Source organism: Agrobacterium sp. S7/73 (assembly GCF_019355535.1).
Classification (GTDB): Bacteria; Pseudomonadota; Alphaproteobacteria; order Rhizobiales; family Rhizobiaceae; genus Agrobacterium; species Agrobacterium tumefaciens.
This window is the reverse complement of sequence record NZ_CP072136.1, coordinates 1,108,938-1,131,232: the sequence shown is the minus strand read 5'-3', so window position 1 is coordinate 1,131,232 and position 22,295 is coordinate 1,108,938. Positions and strand designations below refer to the sequence as shown.

Here is a 22,295-nt window from a genome sequence, read left to right as displayed (position 1 = left end):
GTTTCAGGCCTTCAGGGTTTCGGCTGTGACGAGATCGAAATCGGGACGGTAAGAGGCGATCTTCTCGAACAACGGGGTCTGGAATTTTTCCGGCACCGGCAGGGCACCCGTCACCATCTTGACGAGGTCGTTATCCTCTTCCGCCATGATGATTTCCAGCTCGTCGAGCTGATCGTCGGAAAGCCCGGCAATATTGTCTTCCGCAAATTGCCCGAGCACCAGATCCATCTCGCGAATGCCCCGGTGCCAGCAGCGGTAAAGTATCCGCCTGCGCCTCGGATCGAGGTCGGCGCTCGTGCGCACCAGTCCAGTCATCGCATTCACCTTTCGGTTGGCTATTCAACAGGATGTTGATTGCGCCCTCCTATAGAACAGGAGGCGAACGCTTGGAACCGGTTTTTATCGAAATAATGCCACGGCGGCTAAAATCTGCCGGTGATAAACAGCCTTTGTCGGGCGCCACGTCTTGCATAACGCGTCCCCTTCCCCGATTTTGCTGAGCATGCGTCCCGCCATTCTCGATCCGCTATTTGCTTCCGTCTCCACCCTTGCCGGTGTGGGGCCGAAACTTGCCGACCTTCTGGCCAAACTGCTGAGCCGGGAAAATGCCGACGACACCCGCGTGATCGATCTTCTGTTCCACGCACCATCAAACGTCATCGACCGGCGCAACCGCCCGGGCATCGCGCTTGCCGCTCCCGGCGCCATTGTCACCATCCAGGGACGTGTCGACCGGCATCAGCCAGCTCCACCGGGCAATCGTTCCGCGCCCTACCGTGTTTTCCTGCATGACGAGACCGGGGAACTGGCGCTGACCTTCTTCCGCGCCAAGGGAGACTGGCTTTCCAAGGCCTTGCCCGTCGATGAAGAGGTTCTCGTCAGCGGCAAGGTGGACTGGTTCAACGGCCGCGCCTCCATGGTGCATCCGGATTTCATGGTGAAGCTCTCCGAGGCAGAGAACCTGCCGCTGGTCGAAGCCGTTTATCCGATGACAGCCGGGCTGTCTCCGAAGGTGCTGCGGCGGGCAATTGAAGGCGGACTTTCGAAACTGCCGGTCTTTCCCGAATGGATCGACGAGACCCTGAAGACCCGTCAGGGGTTCGGCGACGTGGCATCGAGCTTCCGTGAATTGCACGACCCACGCGACAGCGCCGATATCGATCCTCAGGCCCCGGCACGCAGACGGCTCGCCTACGACGAATTCTTGGCCGGGCAGCTGTCACTGGCGCTGGTGCGGCAAAGACTGCGCAAGGTCGCGGGCCAGCCGATCCGCGCCAAGGGGGACATTGCTGCAAAAATCCTGTCGCAACTGCCCTTCTCCCTGACGCCGAGCCAGAATGCCTCGGTGAAAGATATCCTGACCGATATGGCCAGCGAGGACCGTATGTTGCGGCTGTTGCAGGGCGATGTCGGCGCGGGCAAGACGCTGGTGGCGCTGATGGCTATGGCAACCGCCGTCGAGGCCGGCGGACAGGCGGTGTTGATGGCCCCGACCGAAATTCTTGCCCGGCAGCATTTCGCCACCATCTCCAAACTCGCCAATGCCGCGGGCATTACGGTTGAGGTGCTGACAGGCCGCACCAAGGGCAAGGAGCGTCGCGAGATCGAAGAACGCGTGGCCTCCGGTGAGGCACAGATCGTCATCGGCACCCACGCGCTGTTCCAGGAGAGCGTGAGTTACAAGAACCTCGTGCTGGCCGTGGTGGATGAGCAGCACCGTTTCGGCGTACACCAGCGCCTGCGTCTCACCGCCAAGGGCATCACGCCGCATATGCTTGTTATGACCGCCACGCCCATTCCGCGCACGCTTGTGCTGGCCGCCTTCGGCGACATGGATGTGTCGAAACTCACCGAAAAACCGGCCGGCCGAAAACCCATCCAGACCGTGACAATCCCCACAGAGCGCATCGGCGACATCGTCGAGCGGCTGCGCGCCGCGCTGAAGGAGGGCAAGAAGGCCTACTGGATCTGCCCGCTGGTGGAGGAGACGGAAGAGTCCGACCTGATGTCGGCGGAAGAACGACATGCGGTTCTCTCGCAGATGCTCGGTGCCAATATCGGTCTCATCCACGGGCGCATGAGCGGCCCGGAGAAGGACGCCGCCATGCTGGCTTTTAAAAACGGCGAAACCCGGCTGCTGGTCGCAACGACAGTGGTGGAAGTGGGTGTCGACGTTCCGGACGCCACGATCATGGTCATCGAACATGCCGAACGTTTCGGCCTGGCTCAGCTTCACCAGCTGCGTGGCCGGGTTGGACGCGGTGACGAGGCCTCCACCTGCATCCTGCTCTACAAGGGGCCGCTCAGCGAAAACGGCCGCGCCCGACTTTCCATCCTGCGCGACAGCGAGGACGGCTTCCTGATTGCGGAAGAGGATTTGAAGCTGCGCGGCGAAGGCGAACTCCTCGGCACCCGCCAGTCCGGCACCCCGGGCTTCCGCATCGCCAGCCTCGAAGCCCATGCCGACCTCCTGGAAATCGCCCGCAAGGACGCCGCCTATGTCATCGAGCGCGACCCCGAACTGACCGGCCCCCGCGGCGAAAGCCTGCGCACCCTGCTCTATCTGCACCGCCGCGACGAAGCTATCCGCTTCCTGCACGCCGGCTGAAAGTGAACCGCCATGAACATGATCGACCCACGCCGCCCACCGCCCGCCTTCAGAAAGGGCTACGCGCTCTGCTCGCCGCAAAACATCCTGCAACCCGACACCTTCGCCAAAAGCCAGAAGAAAGCGATCGGCAAGGCCTTCAAAAAGCCCGGCCGCAAGAAGGCATGGACCGAGGCACTGGAACAGGGCTGGAGCGTGCGGCTGGTCTACATGCGGCTTTTCGTCCCCGTGTTCCATGCGACCACGACGGGAACAGAGGTGGATGATCTCGATGACGAGGATTGATTTGGTCCATTCAATAGACTAATCTAAAGCGAGATTTAACGCTTAAGGTTAGCCATGCAGATATCCGTAACTGATGCAAAAGGCCAACTGACAGAATTGGTACGACGCGCCGAGGCCGGGGACGAAATCATTCTCACCCGGCATGGTCATGCAGCAGTGCGGCTGGTTCCAGTGGTTGTTGTGGCGGATAAAAAATCCCGCAGGGCCGTGCTTGATAAAGTGCGCGCGGCCGTCGCGACCAAGAGCGACGATGGCCCGGATGCCGCGCATAGTCAGGATTTCCTTTACGACGAGCACGGCCTTCCAAAATGATGGTCATCGATACATCTGCTCTGCTTGCAATCCTGCTTGATGAACCCACAGCAGATGCATGTGCCATGGCTCTCGATACGGATGAACCATTGCTGATATCCGCCGGAACGCTTGCCGAAGCTGTGATCGTAGCGCAAAGGCGTGGCCGCAGCCGGGAACTCGAGATGCTGATCGAAGGGCTGAGCGTCGAAATCAAACCCGTTACTGCTAAATCAATCCGTGGCATTTCGGAAGCCTATCGCATCTGGGGAAAGGGTATCCACCCCGCCGGGCTGAATTTCGGAGACTGTTTTGCCTATGAGCTGGCAAAAGCTGAAGGCTGCCCTTTGCTTTATGTCGGCAACGACTTTTCGCAAACAGATATCAGCGGCCTCCTGTAACGCTCAAACCGGCGCAATCATTTTCGGCGGCGTGAAATCCGGAGCCACCAGGCCACCTGATATCAGCAGTTTCGCCGCGTCTTCCGGTGTCATGTCCAGCATCACGATCTTGTCCTTCGGCACGAACAGCAGGAAACCCGCCGTCGGCACCGGAGTCGGTGGCAGGAAGACGGCAACCATCTCCTGGCCCATCTCGTTGAAGCGATGGGCAAGCTCTCCCTTGACCTCCGAGGATACGAATACCATCGCCCAGGTGCCGGGTGACGGAAACTCGATCAGCCCGACCTTCTTGAAAGAGTTCGAATGCTCTTTCAGGACGGATTCGAACAGCTGCTTGATGCTCTTGTAGATCGGTCGCACCAGCGGCATGCGGTTGAGAACGGATTCGCCGACGCCGACGATCCATTTGCCAATGAGGTTGTTGCCGAGAAAGCCGATGAGCGTGATGCCGATGACGGCGATCAGCAGGCCGAAGCCGGGGATCGCCACATCGAAATATTGCTCGGGATCGTAACGGGCGGGAATATAGGGCTTAACCCAGCTATCCGCCCATTGCAGGAAGCTCCATACGAGCCACATGGTGATGGTGACAGGCGCAAGGATGAGGACGCCCGTGAGGAAGCTGTTGCGCAGACGGGCTGCGAATGAAATTTTGACTGGAATATCGGTCATTTACCGTTCGGAATTAAGCGTTGTCGCTATCGAAACCCGGATGAAAACCGACAATGCCGGATGGAGTTCCGCCATGCAAGCGAAGAACTGTGAAATATTCGTCAGGAATCGCCTTGCCGCTCAGGCCCTCAACATGGCGAAAACCGAAGCGGCCGTAATAGTCCGGATCGCCAGCGACAACTGCGCCAGAAGCACTCAGACGGTCCAGCGCGGCAAGCCCTTCCCGAACCAGCCCCGAGCCGACACCCTGCCTTTGCCGGTCCGGCGCCACCGATAAGGGCGCAAGACAGAACCAGCCGGTCTCGCCGCCCGACAGTGTTACCGGTGAAAAACCGATATGGCCGATGATGCCTTCGCTGTCCTCGGCAACCAGAGAAACAGTCAGCGCACCGGCCTTGCGAAGCCGTTCGACGATCACATGTTCCGTCTTGTCGCTGTAGTCGACGTTACGGAAGGCATCTTCCGTAACGCGAGCAATCGCTTCTTCATCACCTTGCCGCTCCGGCCGGATGATCATTCCACCGTCACCGATTTCGCCAGATTGCGTGGCTGGTCCACATCCGTGCCCATGAAGACGGCGGTGTGATAGGCCAGCAGCTGGATCGGCAGCGAGAAGACCATCGGCGCGATCAGCTCGTCGACATTGGGCAGCGTGATCGTCGCCATGGTGTCGAGCTTGGACGCAGCGGCGCCCTTCTCGTCGGTGATGAAGATGATGCGGCCACCGCGCGCGGCCACTTCCTGCATGTTCGAAACGGTCTTTTCAAAGAAGCGGTCATGCGGCGCGATGACGATGACAGGCATGTTCTCGTCGATCAGTGCGATTGGCCCATGCTTCAGCTCGCCGGCTGCATATCCTTCGGCGTGGATATAGGAAATTTCCTTGAGCTTCAGTGCGCCTTCCAGCGCCAGCGGGAAGCTGGTGCCGCGGCCGAGATAAAGTACATCCTTGAAGCGCGACAGATCGCGCGACAGCGCCTCGATCTGCGGCTGGATGAGGTTCAGCACCTTGCTCATAATGCGCGGCATCTCGATAAGCTGTTGCACCAGCTCCTTTTCCTCGCCTGGCTTCAACGTGCCGCGCGCCTTGCCCGCGGCAACCGCGAGCGAAGCGAGCACGGCAAGCTGGCAGGTGAAGGCCTTGGTGGAGGCCACGCCGATTTCCGGGCCGGCGAGGATCGGAAAGATCGCATCCGATTCGCGCGCCATGGTCGATTCACGTGTATTGACCACTGCGCCGATCTTCAGTCCCTCTTGCTGGCAGTAACGCAAGGCCGCCAGCGTATCGGCGGTTTCGCCCGATTGCGAAATGAACAGCGCGGCCTGCGTGGGAACGAGCGGGATCTCGCGGTAACGGAATTCCGATGCGACATCGATTTCCACCGGCAGGCGCGCGTAACGTTCGAACCAGTATTTGCCGATCAGGCCGGAAAGATAGGCCGTGCCGCAGGCGGAAATGGCAAGGCCGGAAAGCCTGGCGAAATCGATCGCCTTATCGGCATCCTTCACGGTTTTGGAGGCGAAATCCACATAGTGGCTGAGCGCATGGGAAATGACTTCCGGCTGCTCATAGATTTCCTTTTCCATGAAATGGCGGTGGTTGCCCTTGTCGACCACGAAAGCCGTCGCCTGCGAAATCTGGCGCTCGCGTTTCACCGGCTTGCCGGAGAAATCGATGATTTCCGCACCGTCACGGGTCACGATGGCGCAGTCGCCATCCACCAGATAGGTGATCTCATTGGTGAAAGGCGAAAGCGCGATCGCGTCGGACCCCAGGAACATCTCGCCCCTGCCGTAACCGACGGCAAGCGGCGGGCCGGAGCGCGCCGAAAGCAGCGTATGGGGATCGTCCTGAAACATCACCACCAGCGCATAGGCACCGGTCACATGGTTCAGCATCTTCAGCATCGCCTCGCGATGGCCAAGCCCTTCGCGGGTGTATTTTGCCAGAAGCTGCGCCACCACTTCGGTGTCGGTCTGGGTGGTGAAGGTTGCACCCTCGGCGCTCAGTTCCTCGCGCAATTCGGAGAAGTTTTCGATGATGCCGTTATGAACGACGGCAACGCCTTCGACGAAATGCGGGTGGGCGTTGGTTTCGTTCGGCACGCCATGCGTCGCCCAGCGCGTATGCGCGATGCCGACGACACCTGGCAGCGGCTTTTCAGAGACCAGCTTTTCCAGATTGAACAGCTTGCCTTCCGCCCGGCGACGGTCCATCGCGCCATTGTCGATGGTGGCGACACCCGCCGAATCGTAACCGCGATATTCGAGGCGCTTCAGCGCATCGACAAGCCGTTCAGCAACGGGCTGCGTTCCGACAATTCCGACAATTCCGCACATATATTTCTCCAGACGGCGATCTCTTCACCGAAACTTCCAGAGTATTTCCGCCTTTCCCTGAAATGCGAAAATACACCACCTTTTTGTTCTGATGCATTTCCGGACGTAAAACCGCTGCGCACCTTTACTGGAAATGCTTTAACCGTTTCTCTGAAATCGGCAATTATCCCGCCGGTCACTTTCAGTATCGCTCGGTAACGTCATCTAAGAGGATTTTTTCTTCGCTTCCTTCAGCGCTTTCGCCCGCTCGCGCAAGGCGACCGCCCTGCCCGGTTTCACCTCCTGGCGCGCGCGCCCGAAAGCCAGCGCATCGGCAGGCACGTCATCGGTAATCACGCTGCCGGAGGCGATATACGCCCGCTCTCCAATGGAGACGGGAGCAACCAGCGACGAATTCGAGCCGATGAAGCTGTTGGCTCCGATCCGCGTTTCGGACTTGTTGTAACCGTCATAATTGCAGGTGATGGCACCCGCGCCGATATTGCTGCCTGCACCCACGAAAGCATCGCCGATATAGGTCAAATGGTTGACCTTTGCGCCCTCGCCGATCTCGGCCTTCTTGACCTCACAGAAATTGCCGACCTTGGCATTGGCATGCAGGTTTGCACCCGGACGCAACCGCGCAAAGGGACCGACAACCGCACCCTCGGCCAGATAGGCCCCTTCCAGATGCGAAAATGCATGAATGATCGCACCCGGCTCGATCGTCACGCCGGGACCGAAAACGACGTTGGGCTCGATCAGGACATCCTGACCGATCTTCGTATCGAAGGAAAGGAATACTGTCTCAGGCGCGATCATCGAAACGCCGTCGACCATCAATTCGTGACGGCGGCGCTCCTGCCAGAGCCTCTCGATGAAGGCGAGTTCAGCGCGGTTGTTGCAGCCGGTCAATTCCTTTTCCGGCGCATCGATGGCAATGGCGCGGCGGCCGAGAGAACGGGCGATCTCGACGATGTCAGTCAGATAATATTCGCCCTTCACATTGCTGTTGCCGATCCTATCCAGCAGATCCAGCGCATTGCGGCCGTTGATTGCCATCAATCCGCTGTTGCACCAGGTGACCTTGCGCTCCTCGTCGGTGGCGTCCTTTTCCTCGCGGATCGCGACCAGCTCGCCATTCTCGACCAGAAGCCGCCCGTAACCCGTGGGGCGGTCGGTATGGAACCCGATAACGGCGACATCGGCACCGTCGGCAATCGCCTCGCGCGCCCTGTCGAGCGTGGCTGAGGTGATGAGCGGCACATCGCCATAAGCGACGATGACATCGTCAAAACCGCGTTCGATCGCCTCGCGTGCGGCAAGAACCGCATGACCGGTGCCCTTGCGTTCCTTTTGCAGGAAAGCCTCGACCTGCAGGCCCTTGAGACTTGCCGCAGCAGCGACATTGTCGGCATCGCGCCCGACCACCAGCGCCACCGCGCCGACGCCCGCTCCAGCAACAGCCTCCACCACATGCCCGATCATCGGGCGTCCAGCGACCGGATGAAGCACCTTGGACTTCGAAGACTTCATGCGCGTGCTGTCGCCCGCTGCGAGAATAACGGCTAGAGAGCTGCGCTCCATAAGACCTCCAACACCCCGTCACCGGCCACAGGCGGCCCGGACAGGGGCAATGTTTGACTTTACGCCGGCCAGCACTGCGGACGGGCGTATGGTTGATTTCTTTCCGGCACTGCTATAACGGCGCCCCACTTAAGAAACCATGCAAATCTCCACCAAATTTCCACGCCGATTTTCATCAAACGTGATCAGCGGCAGGCTGGCATGATCTATGGGCGGGAGTTACGGGCCGTGAATTCGAGTATCTGCTGACGGCCGTTTTCAATCAGCCTTTCCATCTCGCGCCGGGCTGCCCCCTCATCGCGCAGGCGAAACGCTTCGACGAGTCGCAGGTGAGAGGCAGACACGTCGGAAATCTCGTTGGGATCGGCTTCCGGGTTGCTCATCCGGAAAATGCCCGCCAGCGCCGCCTTTATCAGCGAACCGACGGTGCGCATGAACGGGTTGCCGGACATTTCGGTGATGAGAACGTGGAAATTCATATCCGCAAGCGCGCGCTTTTCCTTGGAATAAGCCGTGTTGCCCATCTCGTTGGCGTAAGCGACAAGCCTTGCGATATCGGCGTCTTTTGCCCTGGCGGCAGCAAGACCCGCGCCATAGGGTTCGAACGCCTGGCGGATATCGTAGAGATGCAGCAGGAATTCCTCGCTGACACCAGCCTCGAAGTGCCAGAGCAGCACCTCGCTGTCGAACATGTTCCAGCTTTCGCGCTCCGTCACACGGGTACCGATGCGCGCCTTGGGGGAGATCATGCCCTTGGCGGTGAGCGTCTTCATCGCCTCGCGAAGCACCGTTCGAGAGACTTTCAGCCGCTCCATCAGCTCGGCATCGCCCGGCAGGATGTCACCCGTCTTGAAAACTCCGGACACGATATCGAGACCGAGCTTGTGAACGACCTGAGCATGATTTGTCCGCAACTTTCGAAAACCGATCGCCGCATCGAGCATTCCGCGCTGCAAATTCCATGTCCTTCCGTTCGGTTGAAGATGTAAAAATCGCGCCTGACTTGTGTAATCCAGGAAAGCAGCCCGATTTTCAACGCAGAATACAGTGAAAAACATCAACGCGCGTGAAAAGCAAAGCCAAACTTCGTTCGAACAATAAAACACATCAAAATAACAAAGACCGCGCATGAATTGCATGCGCGGTCCCGTTAGCAGCTAGTACCTGCGTGTCACATTATTGCGGCAACTTGTCGTCCACGCCGGCAACGTAGAAGTTGAGGCCGAGCAGAACGCCGTCTTCAGCCTTCTCACCCGCCTTCAGCCATTCCGAACCGTCCTGCTTCTTCACCGGACCGGTAAAGGGGTGCAACTCGCCCGACTTGATCTTGGCTTCGGTTTCCTCAGCCATCTTCTTCACGTCATCAGGCATGTTGGTGTAAGGCGCCATGGTCAGGATGCCGTCCTTCAGGCCGTCCCAGATGGATTCGGACTTCCACGTGCCGTCAAGCAGGGCCTGCGTGCGCTTGATGTAATAGGCGCCCCAGGTGTCCTTGATCGCGGTCAGCTGTGTCTCCGGACCGGCCTTGATCATATCGGAAGCCTGACCGAAGGCCTTGATGCCGCGCTCGGCTGCAACCTGCATCGGAGCCGTCGTGTCGGTGTGCTGCGTCAGGATATCGACGCCCTGATCGATAAGCGCCTTGGCGGCATCGGCTTCCTTGCCGGGGTCAAACCAGGTGTTGGCCCAGACGACCTTGACCTTGAACTCAGGATTGACGGACTGCGCGCCAAGAACGAAAGCGTCGATGCCCATCACCACTTCCGGGATCGGGAAGGAAGCGATGTAGCCGGCAACACCCTTCTTCGACATCTTTGCGGCGATCTGGCCCTGAATGTAGCGGCCTTCATAGAAACGCGAATTGTAGGTCGCGACGTTTTCGGCGGTCTTGAAGCCGGTGGCGTGCTCGAACTTCACCTTGGGGAACTTCTGGGCCACCTTAACGGTCGCATCCATGAAGCCGAAGGAAGTGGTGAAGACCAGCTCACAGCCGGAACGTGCCATGCGCTCGATGGCGCGTTCGGCATCCGGGCCTTCCGGAACGCTTTCGAGGAACGGCGTTTCGATCTTGTCGCCGAAATGCTTCTGCAGCTCTTCGCGACCGATTTCATGCGCCTGCGTCCAGCCGCCATCGGTGCGGCTGCCGACATAGATGAAGCAGACCTTCTTTGCGTCGGCGGCCTCAGCCGAAGAAACGACGCCTCCAAGAGCCGCTATGGAAGCAGCAAGTGCGATGACCAGTTTTTTCATTTTTACCCCTGTTTGGTTTGGAGACTGGAAGTTTTTCTCACCGGTCCGGCACGAAGGATTTGCCCAGTGATGCCGGCGTGTTGATCAAGGTCGTGCGGCGATTATGCGAGATGATGACCAGCACGACAATAGTTGCGATATAGGGCAGCGCCGAAAGCAGTTGCGACGGCACGCCAATGCCGAATGCCTGGGCGTGCAACTGCCCGATAGTGACAGCGCCGAACAGATAACCGCCTGCCAGCACCCGCCATGGACGCCAGGACGCGAAGACGACGAGTGCCAGTGCGATCCAGCCACGCCCGGCCGACATGTTTTCCACCCATTGCGGCGTATAGACCAACGAAAGCTGCGCGCCGGCAAGCCCCGCGCACGCACCGCCGAACATGACAGCCAGATAGCGTGTGCGGATGACGTTGATGCCAAGCGCATGGGCAGAACCGTGATTGTCGCCGATGGCGCGGATCTTGAGACCCGTGCGGCTCTTGAACAGAAACCAGCTTATGCCGGCAACGAGCGCGATGGACATGTAGAAGATCAGGTCTTGCCGGAACAGCAAGGGGCCGATGAAGGGTATCTCCGACAGCACCGGAAAGACGATGGGCTGCAGCTTGACGCCCGGCAGGCCAACGAAGCTTTCGCCCAGCATGCCGGAAACGCCAAGACCGAGAATGGTCAGCGCAAGTCCCGTCGCCACCTGGTTGGTAACGAGCGTCAGCGTCAGGAAACCGAAGAGCAGCGAGAAAACCGCGCCCGACGCGATACCGGCCAGAATGCCGAGATAGGGCGATCCGGTCATATGCGCGGCAGCGAAAGCGCAGACCGCACCCATGATCATCATGCCCTCGACGCCGAGATTGAGGACGCCGGAGCGTTCCGCCACCAGCTCGCCCGAGGCGGCAAGGACGAGCGGTGTGGCGGCAGTGATGACCGTGAGAAGGATGGCCTGAAGCATATCCATCATGCCGCTCCTTGGCTGTTATGCGCCTTGCCGGTGAAGACGACCCTGATGCGGTAGAAGATCAACGTATCGCAGGAGAGTACGAAGAACAGCATCAGCCCCTGAAACACACGCGTCACCTTGTCAGACACACCGATGGAAAGCTGCGCCGCCTCACCACCCAGATAGGTCAGTGCAAGCACCAGCCCGGAGAGGATGATACCGAGCGGATTGAGGCGGCCGAGAAAGGCGACGATGATGGCGGTGAAGCCGTAACCCGGAGAAATGCTGGGCTGAAGATGGCCGATGGAGCCGGAGGCTTCCGAAATGCCCGCAAGCCCGGCAAGCGCGCCGGAAAGCAGCATCGAAAACCAGACCATGCGGCTCGATGAGAAACCGGCAAAACGCCCTGCCCGCGCCGATTGGCCAAGAACCGTAACCTCGAAGCCTTTCAGCATGTAACGCATCATGAACCACAGCGCGATGGCCGCTACGATGGCAAACACGAAACCCCAATGCGCCCGGCCCGATGCCAGCATTTCCGGCAGCACTGCGCTCTCGTTGAAGGGTTTCGTCTGCGGGAAGTTATAGCCGCCCGGATCGCGCCAGATGCCGCGCGTCAGCCAGTCGAGAAAAAGCTGCGCGACATAGACCAGCATCAGGCTGACGAGGATTTCGTTGGTGTTGAACTTCGTCTTCAACAGCGCCGGAATACCGGCATAGAGTGCGCCACCGATGGCGCCCATAACCAGCATCAACGGCAGGATGAGTGGCGAATGCCAGTCCGGATAAAGCACCGGCAGGATGGAACCGGTGATCGCGCCGATGGTGAATTGTCCTTCCGCGCCGATGTTCCAGTTGTTGGAGCGATAACAGATAGACAGGCCAACCGCGATCAGGATCAGCGGTGCGGCCTTGATCGCCAGCTCATGCAGCGACCAGACCTCCAGCAGTGGCTCGATGAAAAAGGCGTAAAGCGCATCAAGCGGATTTTTACCGAGTATGGCGAACATGATGGCGCCGACGAGCAGCGTCAGCACCAGTGCCAGAAGCGGCGAGAGAAGGGTAAATAGCTTCGAGATCCCTGCCCGTTTTTCAAGCTCAATGCGCATGCTGGGCGGCTCCTGACTGTGTGTGGACGCCGCCCATCAGCAGGCCGATCTTTTCAAGCGTCATGTCTTCCACCGGATAGGCCTGCGAAAGCTGCCCATCGGAAATGACCGCGATATTGGTGGCGACCTCGAAGATTTCATCGAGGTCCTGGCTGATGACGATGACGGCCGAGCCGGCTTTGGCGAGATCGACCAGCGCCTGCCGGATACGGCTCGCCGCCCCCGCATCCACACCCCATGTCGGCTGGTTGACAACAAGTACGGCCGGTTGACGATCGAGTTCGCGCCCGACGATGAATTTTTGCAGATTGCCGCCCGACAGAGATCCCGCCAGCGGATCTGCCCCGCTTTTGCGCACATCCATGGTTTCCGATATGCGCCGCGCCGCCGCCTTGATAGCTGAACCCCTGACGATGCGCAGAAAACCGCCCGTCAGAAAGGCCTTACGGTCGGAGCGCGCCCGCGCCAGCAGAAGATTGTCGGAAAGGCTCATGCCGGGAACGGCGGCATGGCCGTGGCGCTCCTCGGGTACGAAACCGGCGCCCATCAGCCGTCGGCCATTGATGCCGATGCGACCGACCGGCTTGCCGCGGAGATGGATCGCATCATTATTATAGACGGGATATTCGCCCGAAAGCGCATCGAACAACTCGCCCTGCCCGTTTCCGGCAACCCCGGCAATCGCCAGCACTTCGCCGGCGCGCACAGTCATGGAAACCGCTTTCAACGCCACCGCAAAGGGCGTGCGTGGCGCAACGGAAAGCCCCATGACCTCGATCTGCGGTTGACCGAGGGCATCGCCCGTCGGTCGCGAAACGCTTGCGACATCGCCACCCACCATCATGCGCGCCAGAGATGCCGGTGTTTCCTTGCGCGGATCGCAGGCGCCCGTAACCTTGCCATGGCGCAGAACGGTGGCGCGGTCGCAGATACGCTGCACCTCTTCCAGCCGGTGGCTGATATAAAGCACCGAACGGCCTTCGGCCTTCAGCTTCGCCAACGTCTCGAACAGCTTGTCCGCCTCCTGCGGTGTCAAAACCGAAGTCGGCTCGTCGAGAATGATAAGGCGCGGGTTCTGCAACAGGGCGCGCACGATCTCGATACGCTGGCGCTCGCCAACCGAAAGATCGGCGACATGCGCATTGGGATCGAGCGGCAGGCCATAGGCGCGCGAAAGCTGTTCCGCTTCCTTGGCGATTTCCTTCAATGAAATTTTCGGGTCCAGCGACAGGGCGATGTTTTCAGCAACCGTCAACGCCTCAAACAGGGAGAAATGCTGGAAGACCATGCCGATGCCGAGCCTGCGGGCCTCGCTTGGCGAACCTATGGAAACCGGCTGACCCTGCCAGACGATATCACCCTCGCTCGGCGAGAGCACGCCGAACAGCATCTTGACGAGCGTGGACTTGCCCGCGCCGTTTTCACCCAGAAGCGCGTGGATTTCGCCCGGCGCTATATCGAGGTCGATGCCGTTGCATGCGGCGAAATTGCCGAACAGCTTGGTCAGCTTGCGAACGGACAGGAGAGGCACGGCCTCCGGCGCCATAGTTCCAGTCACGAATTCCCTCTCTACACCGGCTACCCATGCTTTCTTCGAAGCATTTCAGCAACCGTGGTCATTGTTCCCAATCAGGCTACAACACGTATGCAATGTTGCGCGATCATGATTTATTGATAACTGTTTTGCTGCTGCGCACAACTGAAAAAGACGTTGCTTAAATGCAATTTGCACAAGCAATAAACGGCTTTACGCTTTTCTTATTTCGCGCCGAGCGCGGGGAAAAACTGCAATATTCCGCCGATGCAATAGAGATAAAGCCCGCTCGCCACAAAGCCGATCACCGCCCAGGACGGCGTTTCGAAATGCATCAGCAACGCATAACCGCCAAGCGCGCACCAGACGAACACGATTGCCAGATTAAGCGGCCGCAATCGCTTAACGCGCACCGGATGCAGGAAATTGATCGGCAGGAATGTCAGGAACACCGAGACGGTAACGACCGTCATGGCTGTTGTGGCGCTGGCATCCATGACGAACAGCGTGAACACCACCATGTTCCACACCACCGGAAAGCCGGAGAAGAAATATTCGTCCGTCTTCATGCCCATGTCGGCATAATAGATGGCGCTCGACACCACGATCATGCCAGCCGCAACGAAGGACAGCGGCTCGCCGATCATGCCGCTCTGGTAAAGCGCAAAGGCGGGCAAGAGCACATAGGTGACATAGTCGATGATATTGTCGAGCGTATCGCCGGACCAGTTGGGCAGAACTTCCTTCACCCGAACCTTGCGGGCGATGGGCCCGTCAATGCCATCCACCAGCAGCGCTAGCCCCAGCCACCAGAACATGTCGACAAAGCGGTGTTCGGAAGCGGCGACGACGCCAAGAAAAGCCAGAAACGACCCGGATGCCGTCAAAATATGAACGGAAAAGGCGCGGATTTCCGCGTAGGGAACACGCTTGTAGTTGAAAATTTTCATGGTCAGCGTCTGCGCCCCGCTTTTCATCCGCCCTGTTCATTCCGGTATGCGGCCATTCACCACGCTTTGCAACCGGCTGATCTGGCTTATCCTAGGACTAATATAGCGGTACAACCAACGAATGTTTACGCCGGGATGTTCCGGGGTCAAAGTGGATTTACCCGCGCAAAGCCTTTATGATGCCTTGGAAATAACAACGGATCAGGACCATGAGACACTTCGATATCGCCATCACCGGTGCGGGACTTGCGGGCCAGATTGCGGCCATAGCTCTTGCGCGGGCGGGCCGCCACGTGGCGCTTGTTGCGCCCCCCAGCGAAAAGAAGGACCGGCGCACGACGGCGCTGATGGACCAGTCGATCCGCTTCATGGACCGGCTTGGCCTCTGGTCGCGCATAGCCCCTGACGCAGCCCGTCTTTCCACCATGCAGATCATTGACGGCACCGACCGCCTGCTGCGCGCGCCCACCGTGCAGTTCCGCTCCTCTGAAATCGGGCTGGATGCATTCGGCTGGAATATTCCCAATGAGGCGCTGCTTGGCGTGCTTAGCGAAGCGGTCGAACAGGAACACAATATTACCCGCTTCGAAACCACTGCCGAGACGATTGATATCGGCAACGACCGTGTATCGGTAACACTTGGCGATGGTGAAGCGCTCTCCGCAGATTTTCTGATCGGCGCGGATGGCAGGAAGTCGATGGTGCGGGATGCAGCCGCGATCGGCGTCAAATCCTGGTCCTATCCGCAGACGGCCATCGTTTTGAACTTCAGCCATAGCCGGCCGCACGGCAATGTCTCGACAGAATTCCATACGCCCACGGGACCTTTCACGCAGGTTCCCCTGCCCGGCGACCGCTCCAGCCTCGTCTGGGTTGTCACTCCAGCGCAAGCGGAAGAGCTGACGGCACTGCCGCTTGACGCGCTCAGCCTCAGGGTGGAGGAGCGCATGCAATCCATGCTCGGCGCCGTTAAGGTGGAGAACAGCGTGCAGGCATGGCCACTATCTTCCATGACCGCGCATCGCTTCGGCAAGGGCCGCGTCGCCCTGATCGGCGAGGCTGCACATGGTTTCCCGCCCATCGGCGCACAGGGTCTGAACCTCAGCCTGCGCGACATCATCACCCTCACCGAACTGCTCGGCGCCGTCTCCGACCGCCCGATTGCGGCGGATGCCGGCAGCAGCTTCGACCGCAAGCGGCGGGCGGATGTCTACACCCGCACCCTCAGCGTCGATCTCCTCAACCGGTCGCTGCTTTCCGATCTACTCCCGGTGCAGATGGCGCGTGCGGCTGGTCTGCATGTGCTATCCGGCATCGGCACGCTCAGAAGCATGGTCATGCGCGAAGGCATCGAGCCGGGGCGCGGGCTGAAGGCCCTGCCCTCGCTGCTGTTCGGCAGCTTCAAAAAGGCTGGATGAAATAAACCACGCCCGTCAGCGTGAAGACCGAAAGCACCGTCGAGATCAGGATCGTCGCCGACGCCCTCTCCTGCCAGACGTGATATTGCTGACCGATGACGAAGACATTTGTCGCGGTCGGCAAGCCCGCAAGCAGCACGGCGGAATAGATCCATACCGGTTCGAACCGCCCGAGCGACGAGAGCACAAGATAAGCGGCAAGCGGATGCAGGATAAGCTTTGCCGGGACGATATAGCTGATTTCGACCGGCACCCGCTTCATTGGCCGCAGCGCCAGCGTGACACCCATGGCAAACAGAGCGCAGGGTGCCGCCGATTGCGCCAGATAATCCACCAGCCGCTGCACCGCCTCCGGCGGCTGCCATGACAGCGAAGCGGCCAGAAAACCGGCGATTACCGACACGATGAACGGGTGAGTAATGACCTTGCGCGCCACATCCAGCGCAAGCCTTGCTGCAGAGCGCTTGTCACCGCCCGCAACCGCCATCATCGCCGGTGCGACGATGAAATGGGCGGCGTTTTCGAGACAGACGATCAGCGCGACGGGCACTGCCGCTTTTTCACCGAGCGCCAGAAGCGCAAGCCCCGGACCCATATAGCCAATATTGCCGTAGCTTGCCGCGAAACTCTGGATCGTCGTTTCGGCGAGATTGTTCTTTCTCACGAACCGGCCGATCAGGAACACAGCCAAGAAAATGCCGTAGGTGCAGGCAAGACTGGCGGCAACGAAATCCATGCGCGTCAGTTCTTCCACCGGCGTTTTCGACACCAGCTTGAAAAACAGCGCCGGAAGCGCCGCATAGATGATGAAGGTGTTCAGCCAGCCCATCGCCTCGACCGGCTGTTTCGTTATGCGCGCCGCGCCGTAGCCGATGAAGATCAGGCCGAAAAACGGCAAAAGCAATCCGACGATATCGGCCACAGTCTTTCCCCCGCGTATGAAATACGCGGGGAGGCTTAGCCGATTTTCATCAGGATCGGAAAGGTCTCCTGGAACCAGATCGCCACATTGGTGATGAAACCGGTCATGAAAGCGAGGCCGGTGAGCACCAGCAACACACCCATCAGCTTTTCCACAAGACCGAGATGGCGGCGGAAACGGACGAGGAAACGCATGAAGGAACCGGAAAAGGCTGCAGCAATCCAGAATGGCACCGCAAGGCCAAGCGAATAGACCGCAAGCAGCATCGCGCCATCTCCAACCGTGTCACGCGAGGCGGCAACGCCGAGGATCGCGCCGAGGACAGGACCGATGCAGGGCGTCCAGCCGAAGGCAAAGGCGAGGCCCATGACATAGGCGCCGGAAAGCGTGGCCGGTTTGCCCGCCCCCTGAAACCGCGCCTCACGCGAAAACAGGCCAATGCGGAAAACACCGAGAAAGTTAAGGCCCATCAGGATGATGATGAAACCGCCAATCTTGGCGAGAATATCGAGGTTCTGGCGCAACAGCGTGCCGATCGTCGAAGCACCGGCACCCAGCGCCACGAAGACCGTGGCAAAACCGAGCGTGAAGAAGAAAGCCGAAAACAGCACGGCCCTGCGGATTTCGGGCCGCGGCGCGGTATTCTCCGTCCTGAACTGCTCCACCGAAACACCGGCCATATAGCAGAGGTAAGGCGGCACCAACGGCAGGACGCAGGGCGACAGAAATGACAGGGCACCGGCCAGAAGCGCGCTGAACAGGGAAATATCGGCAATCGACAAGAAAGAACTCCGCATTGACGCATGTCTCCCAAAAGCGGGAATCGGTTTTGGGATAACGTCACGCGCAAAAAGATCAGCAAGGCACGTCGCGATTCCCGAGATTCGCCGCGTTTCACGCTCTCATTTTGGCGCATGCCATTGCCGCAAAACGATTTCACCCGTTTGCCAGACATGTCTGAAGCCGCTTTTATCCCCAGCCGCCCCCTCTCTCCAATCACCTTTTCGGGGGTGCGACAAAAAAAACCGGATTGATTGTAGAAAGCGCTTTTTTTGGGTTGACCGAACGGATCGCTCTACCTATGTTCCGCGCACTTCCGAAGGGCACCCCAGCCCCGACACGGGAGAGCGTAGCTCAGCCGGTAGAGCAACTGACTTTTAATCAGTAGGTCCAGGGTTCGAATCCCTGCGCTCTCACCATCTAACCACCTGAAATCATTGATAAAACCGGCACATTAGCGAGCGCTTATGCAGGTCGCAGTTTGCGTAGTTTGCTGTCAGTTTGCAGAATTCGTTCTGCGGGCGTTCTGGTCGTGCAACCTATGCGGAAAAAAAACTCCGCCTAAGTTGATGTGAGTATTGAAAATCCAACGGCCATTGCCCAAATCTAATCGTGCAACGAAATAGCCGCGTGTGTTTGAGGGAACCACCTTCCTGGCTCAGATAAAAAATCCCTCGAAGCATGGTTGGACGACAGCAAGCGGCTACATCAAGAGCCTGCTGTCATAGAGAGCGGAGAGGCCTATGCAGGCGATCTTTCTTCTCGAAGCCAACCAGTCGACGGGTTCTGTTCGGGTGGCGTTTGATCTCCGGATCAATTGGGCTTCACTCTTCTGGATCTTTAGACTGTAATGAAGAAGCCCCTCTTGCTCGCGCAGGAGGGGTTTTTTATGCGATGTTTCTTACAGGACCTATTTATTCGTCTACCTGGGGACCCGAAAATGCCTGAACTAGAGAATGGTGCGCGGTGGCGTTGCCCGTTTTGCGAGACAAATTCTGTGCTAAGCGACGCCAATTTTAGCGCAAGCGTTATTCCGTTGAACGCAAATTCGAAGCATGGCGAAAAAGGCCTGAAGGTATCGTCGATCGCTTGCTCAAATGAAGAATGTGGTGAGCTGACACTTTACGTCGACTATGGCGCCTATCGGACGCATCAGTCTCGGCATGCGTACATGAGTTTTTATATGACTGAATCTGACGTCGAACTAAGCAGGACCTTACTGCCTGACGGATTGTCTGTTCCGGTGCCGGCCAGTGTTCCTGAAGAAATAGCTATAACCTATCGTGAGGCTGCCAGGATAGCGGAGATAAGCGGCAGAGCTTCTGCCGCAATGTCTCGACGCTGCTTGCAGGGAATGGTACGCCACTTTTTCGATATTCCGAGTAACAAGCGTGGAAATCTTGGAGCAGAGCTATCTTTCGTAAAAGATAGAATTGATCCAGACATGTGGGAAAATCTAATAGCCGTCCGGGCCGTAGGAGATATCGGCGCCCATATGGACCACAACGTTGATCAGATCATCGACATTTCGCCAGAAGAGGCGCGCATATTACTCGCGTTGATCGAAAGTCTGTTCAAAGAATGGTACGAGGCGCGAGAGAAACGTGAGAGGTCCTCTTCTGCGCTCAAAGAACTTCTATCGACTAAGCGCACGCAGCAGAAGGAAGCAAAACAGAAATCTGCCGTTGTGGCGGAAGACGATGTTGAGAATCGGTAGTTATCGAGGCTTGATAGTGGCGAAGCTAGAAGCTGCGCCACCCAAGCTCAAGCCGCCACCTTAAATCGCTCAACAGCCTCACTCGCCGAAGCACACTTAGGCCGGTCATCGATCAGCGTGCCTGTCGCCTTTGCATCCAGAAGAATTCCCATGCAGGCCCTCACATGCGCCAAGTGAGAGGCGCCACTCTCTGGATCGACATCTTCCCCTGAGAACCATTGCAGCAAATGGCGAATCGCCGCGCTGTAATACGTGGTGGCGTCGACCGGATCATCCTGCCAATTGAATGCTCCGTATTTCGCAGCGCCGAGAGCCATAACGACGCTTTCCTCGATGATTGCCACCGGTGGAACGAATTGCGCCGACGGTTTCTTCACTCCGAAGGCGCGCTTCGGATTTGATGATGGCAGCTTGCCGATAGCTTCGGCCAGTGGCGCGAGCTCTACCGGAACCACAGCGTTATCATTCGCCGGTACGGCTGTGAGGCAGCCGGTGTCTTTGGATGTGATTGTCATGGAAGAACCTCCTTGAACTCAGCTGGCAGTGTGACGTTTGCTGGCGCGTGGGCAAACAGCGGCGCAATGTCTACCGGCCTGTAGCCAGCGAGGCCGCAGCCGATCGCCGTAAGCTTGAACTGCAAATCGCTATTCCTGCATGCATATGAAATGAATGCGTTGACGTATCCTCGGATGTCTCGGATAGGCAGCGTGCGGAGCGCGCCGTCCTTTGTCGGTATCGCATAGCTATCACCTTGCCTCCCAACCCCTTGCCCGTAGATCGCTCCACGATGCTGACAAGCATAGAGAGCAGCTCCTTTTCCATGCCGTCCGGCCTCGTTGCTGCCGAAGACGAAAATCTCGCTCATACCGTCTCCTCAACCTTCTTCTCTTCCTCGACACGAGGCTTCACCACCGGCTTAAATCGGCGTAACGCAAAGGGTGGATCCTCTTCGCCGAATTGCGGGCAGACGCCGCGGTTAACACCATCCAGCCTGATTCCAGCGTAGTCGCCGCCGATATAAGTGCGACACATGCCAACCCACGTTGCCGTGTAGACCTCCCCGGCACGAATGCCGAGGTATTGCTCTGGAAGGGTGGTGTCGTCGATGCAGACGACTTCGTCGCCGGTCTTGATGGTCATCGATCAACCCTCAAGAACTTTGCCATCTTCTCAGGACCGCAGTGTGCGACCTGCTTGACCGCCTGTTCGAACGGGACGATCCAGGCGTTAGGTTTGCCAGGCCATGTGTAGCCACGACCGCCTTCGCGCCAGACACCGTTCTCGGTCTGAATGTGGACCATTGTGCCGAGCCAAGACTTGGCTCTCTTGCTGTTTGGATATCGACGCAGATATTTCTGTGTGATGAAGTCTTCACCAAAGAGATGGCCGTGAGATCGTTGATGGCATAGACGGCCAAGATTTGCGGAAGCCCTTGTAGGAAAGACGCCATCGATCATTTGACTAGTTAGGGATTGCATCACACCCTCCCCGCCATCAGCGCATCAAACGTTGCCAGGAATTCGAGCTCCGCCTCCTCCGGAGACCAGTACCGCAGCTTCACGCCAAGCGGCTTATCGTGGCGGGCGTGCCACGGCATCTGGCGCAGGTTGACCAGCTCGTCGGCAATTATCCGGTTGTCTGCGTCGTGCACCTCGCGTGGCAACTCTTTCGGCAAACCGAACCGAACCGCAATCGCCAGCCAGTTGTCCTGCTCAATCGCTCGGTAGTTGGTCAGGTACGGCTTGAGTGGGCGCGGAATGTCCACGCTGTAGGCTTCAGGCGCGTCGTGCAGAAGGCCAGCCAAAGCGACCTCAGGCGCACGTGTCGCCGCAAGGTGACGTGCGATGAGGACAGAGTGCTCGGCGACGCTGTAGAACTTGATGCAGTGACCTGCGTAGCGGCATTGCAGGCCGAGCGAATGCGCAATGTCTTCGATGTGGACTTCGTGCGGTCTCGGAGACATCGGCCAATATTTGCGACCGGTGAAGGTCTGCATGAAATCGCCGGCGCGGGGTGGCACGTTGTCATTGGCCGCCACGTACTTGTCGAGCGCGCCGAAGGTGGCGGTGGCGAGTTCTGCGGCCTCCGCTAGCATGGCGGTGCGGACGGCGGGATTTCGGTACATTTCAGAGATGTCGTCTCTGGTGCTCATTCCTGTCTCCTCAGTGGTGTGGTGATTCGCGCCAGTTGGTGGCCAACGTCGATTGGGGATTGCTGGGGAAGGCACTGTATAAATGCTCAAGAAATCCCAATTTTCCGGTTGTTTCGGTGGTTATCCCCCATTGGCAATTGACCTTCGGCCCGTAGGGAGTCCTTATTGCCATCGTGGTGCCAGCGATTCTAATCCTGGAGCACCAAATGAATACCTTCCTCAAGTTCAGGCACGGTAAGACCGAGGGTGAAGCCAACAACACTCTTGGCATGTTGCTGCTTACTGTCATCGCCGTGACGTACAGGCTTGCGCCGTTCATTGCCCTCGGCGCTGGCGGGTACTGGTATGTTCGCTAGGGCG

The 22,295-nt window shown here is 58.6% G+C and carries 24 protein-coding genes and 1 tRNA gene; 8 read left to right on the top strand and 17 right to left on the bottom strand.

Annotation, left to right across the window (positions count from 1 at the left end; translation table 11 throughout):
• Positions 1-3 precede the first annotated feature (3 nt).
• Positions 4-315: a succinate dehydrogenase assembly factor 2 gene (locus J5276_RS05460; RefSeq protein WP_003515739.1), complete on the bottom strand. Its 312-nt coding sequence runs from the start codon at positions 313-315 to the stop codon at positions 4-6.
• A 187-nt stretch (positions 316-502) separates the two neighbouring features.
• On the opposite strand from J5276_RS05460, the gene recG reads away from it, so the two are divergent.
• From recG to J5276_RS05440, 4 genes are read left to right on the top strand one after another with little or no spacing between them, the layout of a single operon-like run.
• Positions 503-2,608, top strand: coding sequence for an ATP-dependent DNA helicase RecG (gene recG / locus J5276_RS05455; RefSeq protein ID WP_112154614.1), 2,106 nt, complete (start codon positions 503-505; stop codon positions 2,606-2,608).
• A 12-nt stretch (positions 2,609-2,620) separates the two neighbouring features.
• Positions 2,621-2,893, top strand: coding sequence for a hypothetical protein (locus J5276_RS05450; RefSeq protein ID WP_003515743.1), 273 nt, complete (start codon positions 2,621-2,623; stop codon positions 2,891-2,893).
• Positions 2,894-2,947: 54 nt separating this feature from the next.
• Complete coding sequence (locus J5276_RS05445; RefSeq protein ID WP_003515745.1) at positions 2,948-3,205, top strand: type II toxin-antitoxin system Phd/YefM family antitoxin; 258 nt, start codon at positions 2,948-2,950, stop codon at positions 3,203-3,205.
• Positions 3,202-3,585, top strand: a complete 384-nt coding sequence (locus tag J5276_RS05440; protein ID WP_035198363.1) for a type II toxin-antitoxin system VapC family toxin — start codon at positions 3,202-3,204, stop codon at positions 3,583-3,585. The genes J5276_RS05445 and J5276_RS05440 overlap by 4 nt, the downstream gene beginning before the upstream one ends.
• Before the next feature lie 3 nt (positions 3,586-3,588).
• Here J5276_RS05440 and J5276_RS05435 read toward each other — a convergent pair whose 3' ends face one another.
• The 10 genes from J5276_RS05435 to pcsA form a co-directional block, all read right to left on the bottom strand.
• Positions 3,589-4,257, bottom strand: a complete 669-nt coding sequence (locus tag J5276_RS05435) for a DUF502 domain-containing protein (protein ID WP_003515749.1) — start codon at positions 4,255-4,257, stop codon at positions 3,589-3,591.
• 13 nt (positions 4,258-4,270) lie between these two features.
• Positions 4,271-4,774 (bottom strand): GNAT family N-acetyltransferase, encoded by a 504-nt coding sequence (locus J5276_RS05430; protein WP_111804480.1) that lies wholly within the window; start codon positions 4,772-4,774, stop codon positions 4,271-4,273.
• A complete protein-coding gene (gene glmS, locus J5276_RS05425) occupies positions 4,771-6,597 on the bottom strand; it encodes a glutamine--fructose-6-phosphate transaminase (isomerizing) (protein ID WP_080798336.1) in 1,827 nt (608 codons plus the stop codon). The genes J5276_RS05430 and glmS overlap by 4 nt, the downstream gene beginning before the upstream one ends.
• 204 nt (positions 6,598-6,801) lie before the next feature.
• Positions 6,802-8,163, bottom strand: a complete 1,362-nt coding sequence (gene glmU, locus J5276_RS05420) for a bifunctional UDP-N-acetylglucosamine diphosphorylase/glucosamine-1-phosphate N-acetyltransferase GlmU (RefSeq protein WP_003515755.1) — start codon at positions 8,161-8,163, stop codon at positions 6,802-6,804.
• Positions 8,164-8,369: 206 nt separating this feature from the next.
• On the bottom strand, positions 8,370-9,107 hold the full coding sequence (locus J5276_RS05415; protein WP_003515757.1) for a FadR/GntR family transcriptional regulator: 738 nt from the start codon (positions 9,105-9,107) through the stop codon (positions 8,370-8,372).
• 232 nt (positions 9,108-9,339) lie between these two features.
• Positions 9,340-10,413, bottom strand: a complete 1,074-nt coding sequence (locus tag J5276_RS05410; protein ID WP_003515759.1) for a BMP family ABC transporter substrate-binding protein — start codon at positions 10,411-10,413, stop codon at positions 9,340-9,342.
• A 37-nt stretch (positions 10,414-10,450) separates the two neighbouring features.
• On the bottom strand, positions 10,451-11,371 hold the full coding sequence (locus J5276_RS05405) for an ABC transporter permease (RefSeq protein WP_019566110.1): 921 nt from the start codon (positions 11,369-11,371) through the stop codon (positions 10,451-10,453).
• Positions 11,371-12,462, bottom strand: a complete 1,092-nt coding sequence (locus tag J5276_RS05400; protein WP_013636336.1) for an ABC transporter permease — start codon at positions 12,460-12,462, stop codon at positions 11,371-11,373. The genes J5276_RS05405 and J5276_RS05400 overlap by 1 nt, the downstream gene beginning before the upstream one ends.
• On the bottom strand, positions 12,452-14,008 hold the full coding sequence (locus tag J5276_RS05395) for an ABC transporter ATP-binding protein (protein ID WP_162632921.1): 1,557 nt from the start codon (positions 14,006-14,008) through the stop codon (positions 12,452-12,454). Before J5276_RS05395 ends, J5276_RS05400 begins: the two co-directional genes overlap by 11 nt.
• Before the next feature lie 212 nt (positions 14,009-14,220).
• Positions 14,221-14,946 (bottom strand): phosphatidylcholine synthase, encoded by a 726-nt coding sequence (pcsA, locus tag J5276_RS05390; RefSeq protein ID WP_111790347.1) that lies wholly within the window; start codon positions 14,944-14,946, stop codon positions 14,221-14,223.
• 209 nt (positions 14,947-15,155) lie between these two features.
• Here pcsA and J5276_RS05385 point away from each other — a divergent pair, with 209 nt between their 5' ends.
• Positions 15,156-16,364 (top strand): UbiH/UbiF family hydroxylase, encoded by a 1,209-nt coding sequence (locus J5276_RS05385; protein WP_112154613.1) that lies wholly within the window; start codon positions 15,156-15,158, stop codon positions 16,362-16,364.
• Here the strand turns inward: J5276_RS05385 and J5276_RS05380 are convergent.
• A complete protein-coding gene (locus J5276_RS05380; protein ID WP_003515770.1) occupies positions 16,348-17,286 on the bottom strand; it encodes an AEC family transporter in 939 nt (312 codons plus the stop codon). The genes J5276_RS05385 and J5276_RS05380 overlap by 17 nt on opposite strands.
• 35 nt (positions 17,287-17,321) lie before the next feature.
• The gene (locus J5276_RS05375) at positions 17,322-18,068 is read right to left on the bottom strand and encodes a cytochrome c biogenesis CcdA family protein (protein ID WP_025593718.1); all 747 of its coding nucleotides are present in this window, start codon (positions 18,066-18,068) and stop codon (positions 17,322-17,324) included.
• 341 nt (positions 18,069-18,409) lie between these two features.
• On the opposite strand from J5276_RS05375, the gene J5276_RS05370 reads away from it, so the two are divergent.
• A tRNA-Lys gene (locus tag J5276_RS05370) sits at positions 18,410-18,485 on the top strand.
• A gap of 521 nt (positions 18,486-19,006) precedes the next feature.
• On the top strand, positions 19,007-19,783 hold the full coding sequence (locus tag J5276_RS05365; RefSeq protein WP_174011391.1) for a DUF4145 domain-containing protein: 777 nt from the start codon (positions 19,007-19,009) through the stop codon (positions 19,781-19,783).
• A gap of 47 nt (positions 19,784-19,830) precedes the next feature.
• Here the strand turns inward: J5276_RS05365 and J5276_RS05360 are convergent, their stop codons facing one another.
• From J5276_RS05360 to J5276_RS05345, 4 genes are all read right to left on the bottom strand, one after another.
• Positions 19,831-20,298 carry a dATP/dGTP diphosphohydrolase domain-containing protein gene (locus J5276_RS05360; protein WP_174011394.1) on the bottom strand — a complete coding sequence of 156 codons (468 nt, stop codon included), beginning with the start codon at positions 20,296-20,298 and terminating at the stop codon, positions 19,831-19,833.
• Positions 20,295-20,648, bottom strand: coding sequence for a hypothetical protein (locus J5276_RS05355; protein WP_174011397.1), 354 nt, complete (start codon positions 20,646-20,648; stop codon positions 20,295-20,297). Before J5276_RS05355 ends, J5276_RS05360 begins: the two co-directional genes overlap by 4 nt.
• Positions 20,645-20,923 carry a hypothetical protein gene (locus J5276_RS05350; RefSeq protein WP_174011400.1) on the bottom strand — a complete coding sequence of 93 codons (279 nt, stop codon included), beginning with the start codon at positions 20,921-20,923 and terminating at the stop codon, positions 20,645-20,647. The genes J5276_RS05355 and J5276_RS05350 overlap by 4 nt, the downstream gene beginning before the upstream one ends.
• Positions 20,924-21,260: 337 nt before the next feature.
• Positions 21,261-21,935, bottom strand: coding sequence for a hypothetical protein (locus J5276_RS05345; RefSeq protein WP_209159489.1), 675 nt, complete (start codon positions 21,933-21,935; stop codon positions 21,261-21,263).
• Positions 21,936-22,141: 206 nt separating this feature from the next.
• Here J5276_RS05345 and J5276_RS05340 point away from each other — a divergent pair, with 206 nt between their 5' ends.
• Positions 22,142-22,291 (top strand): hypothetical protein, encoded by a 150-nt coding sequence (locus tag J5276_RS05340; protein ID WP_174011406.1) that lies wholly within the window; start codon positions 22,142-22,144, stop codon positions 22,289-22,291.
• Positions 22,292-22,295: the final 4 nt, after the last annotated feature.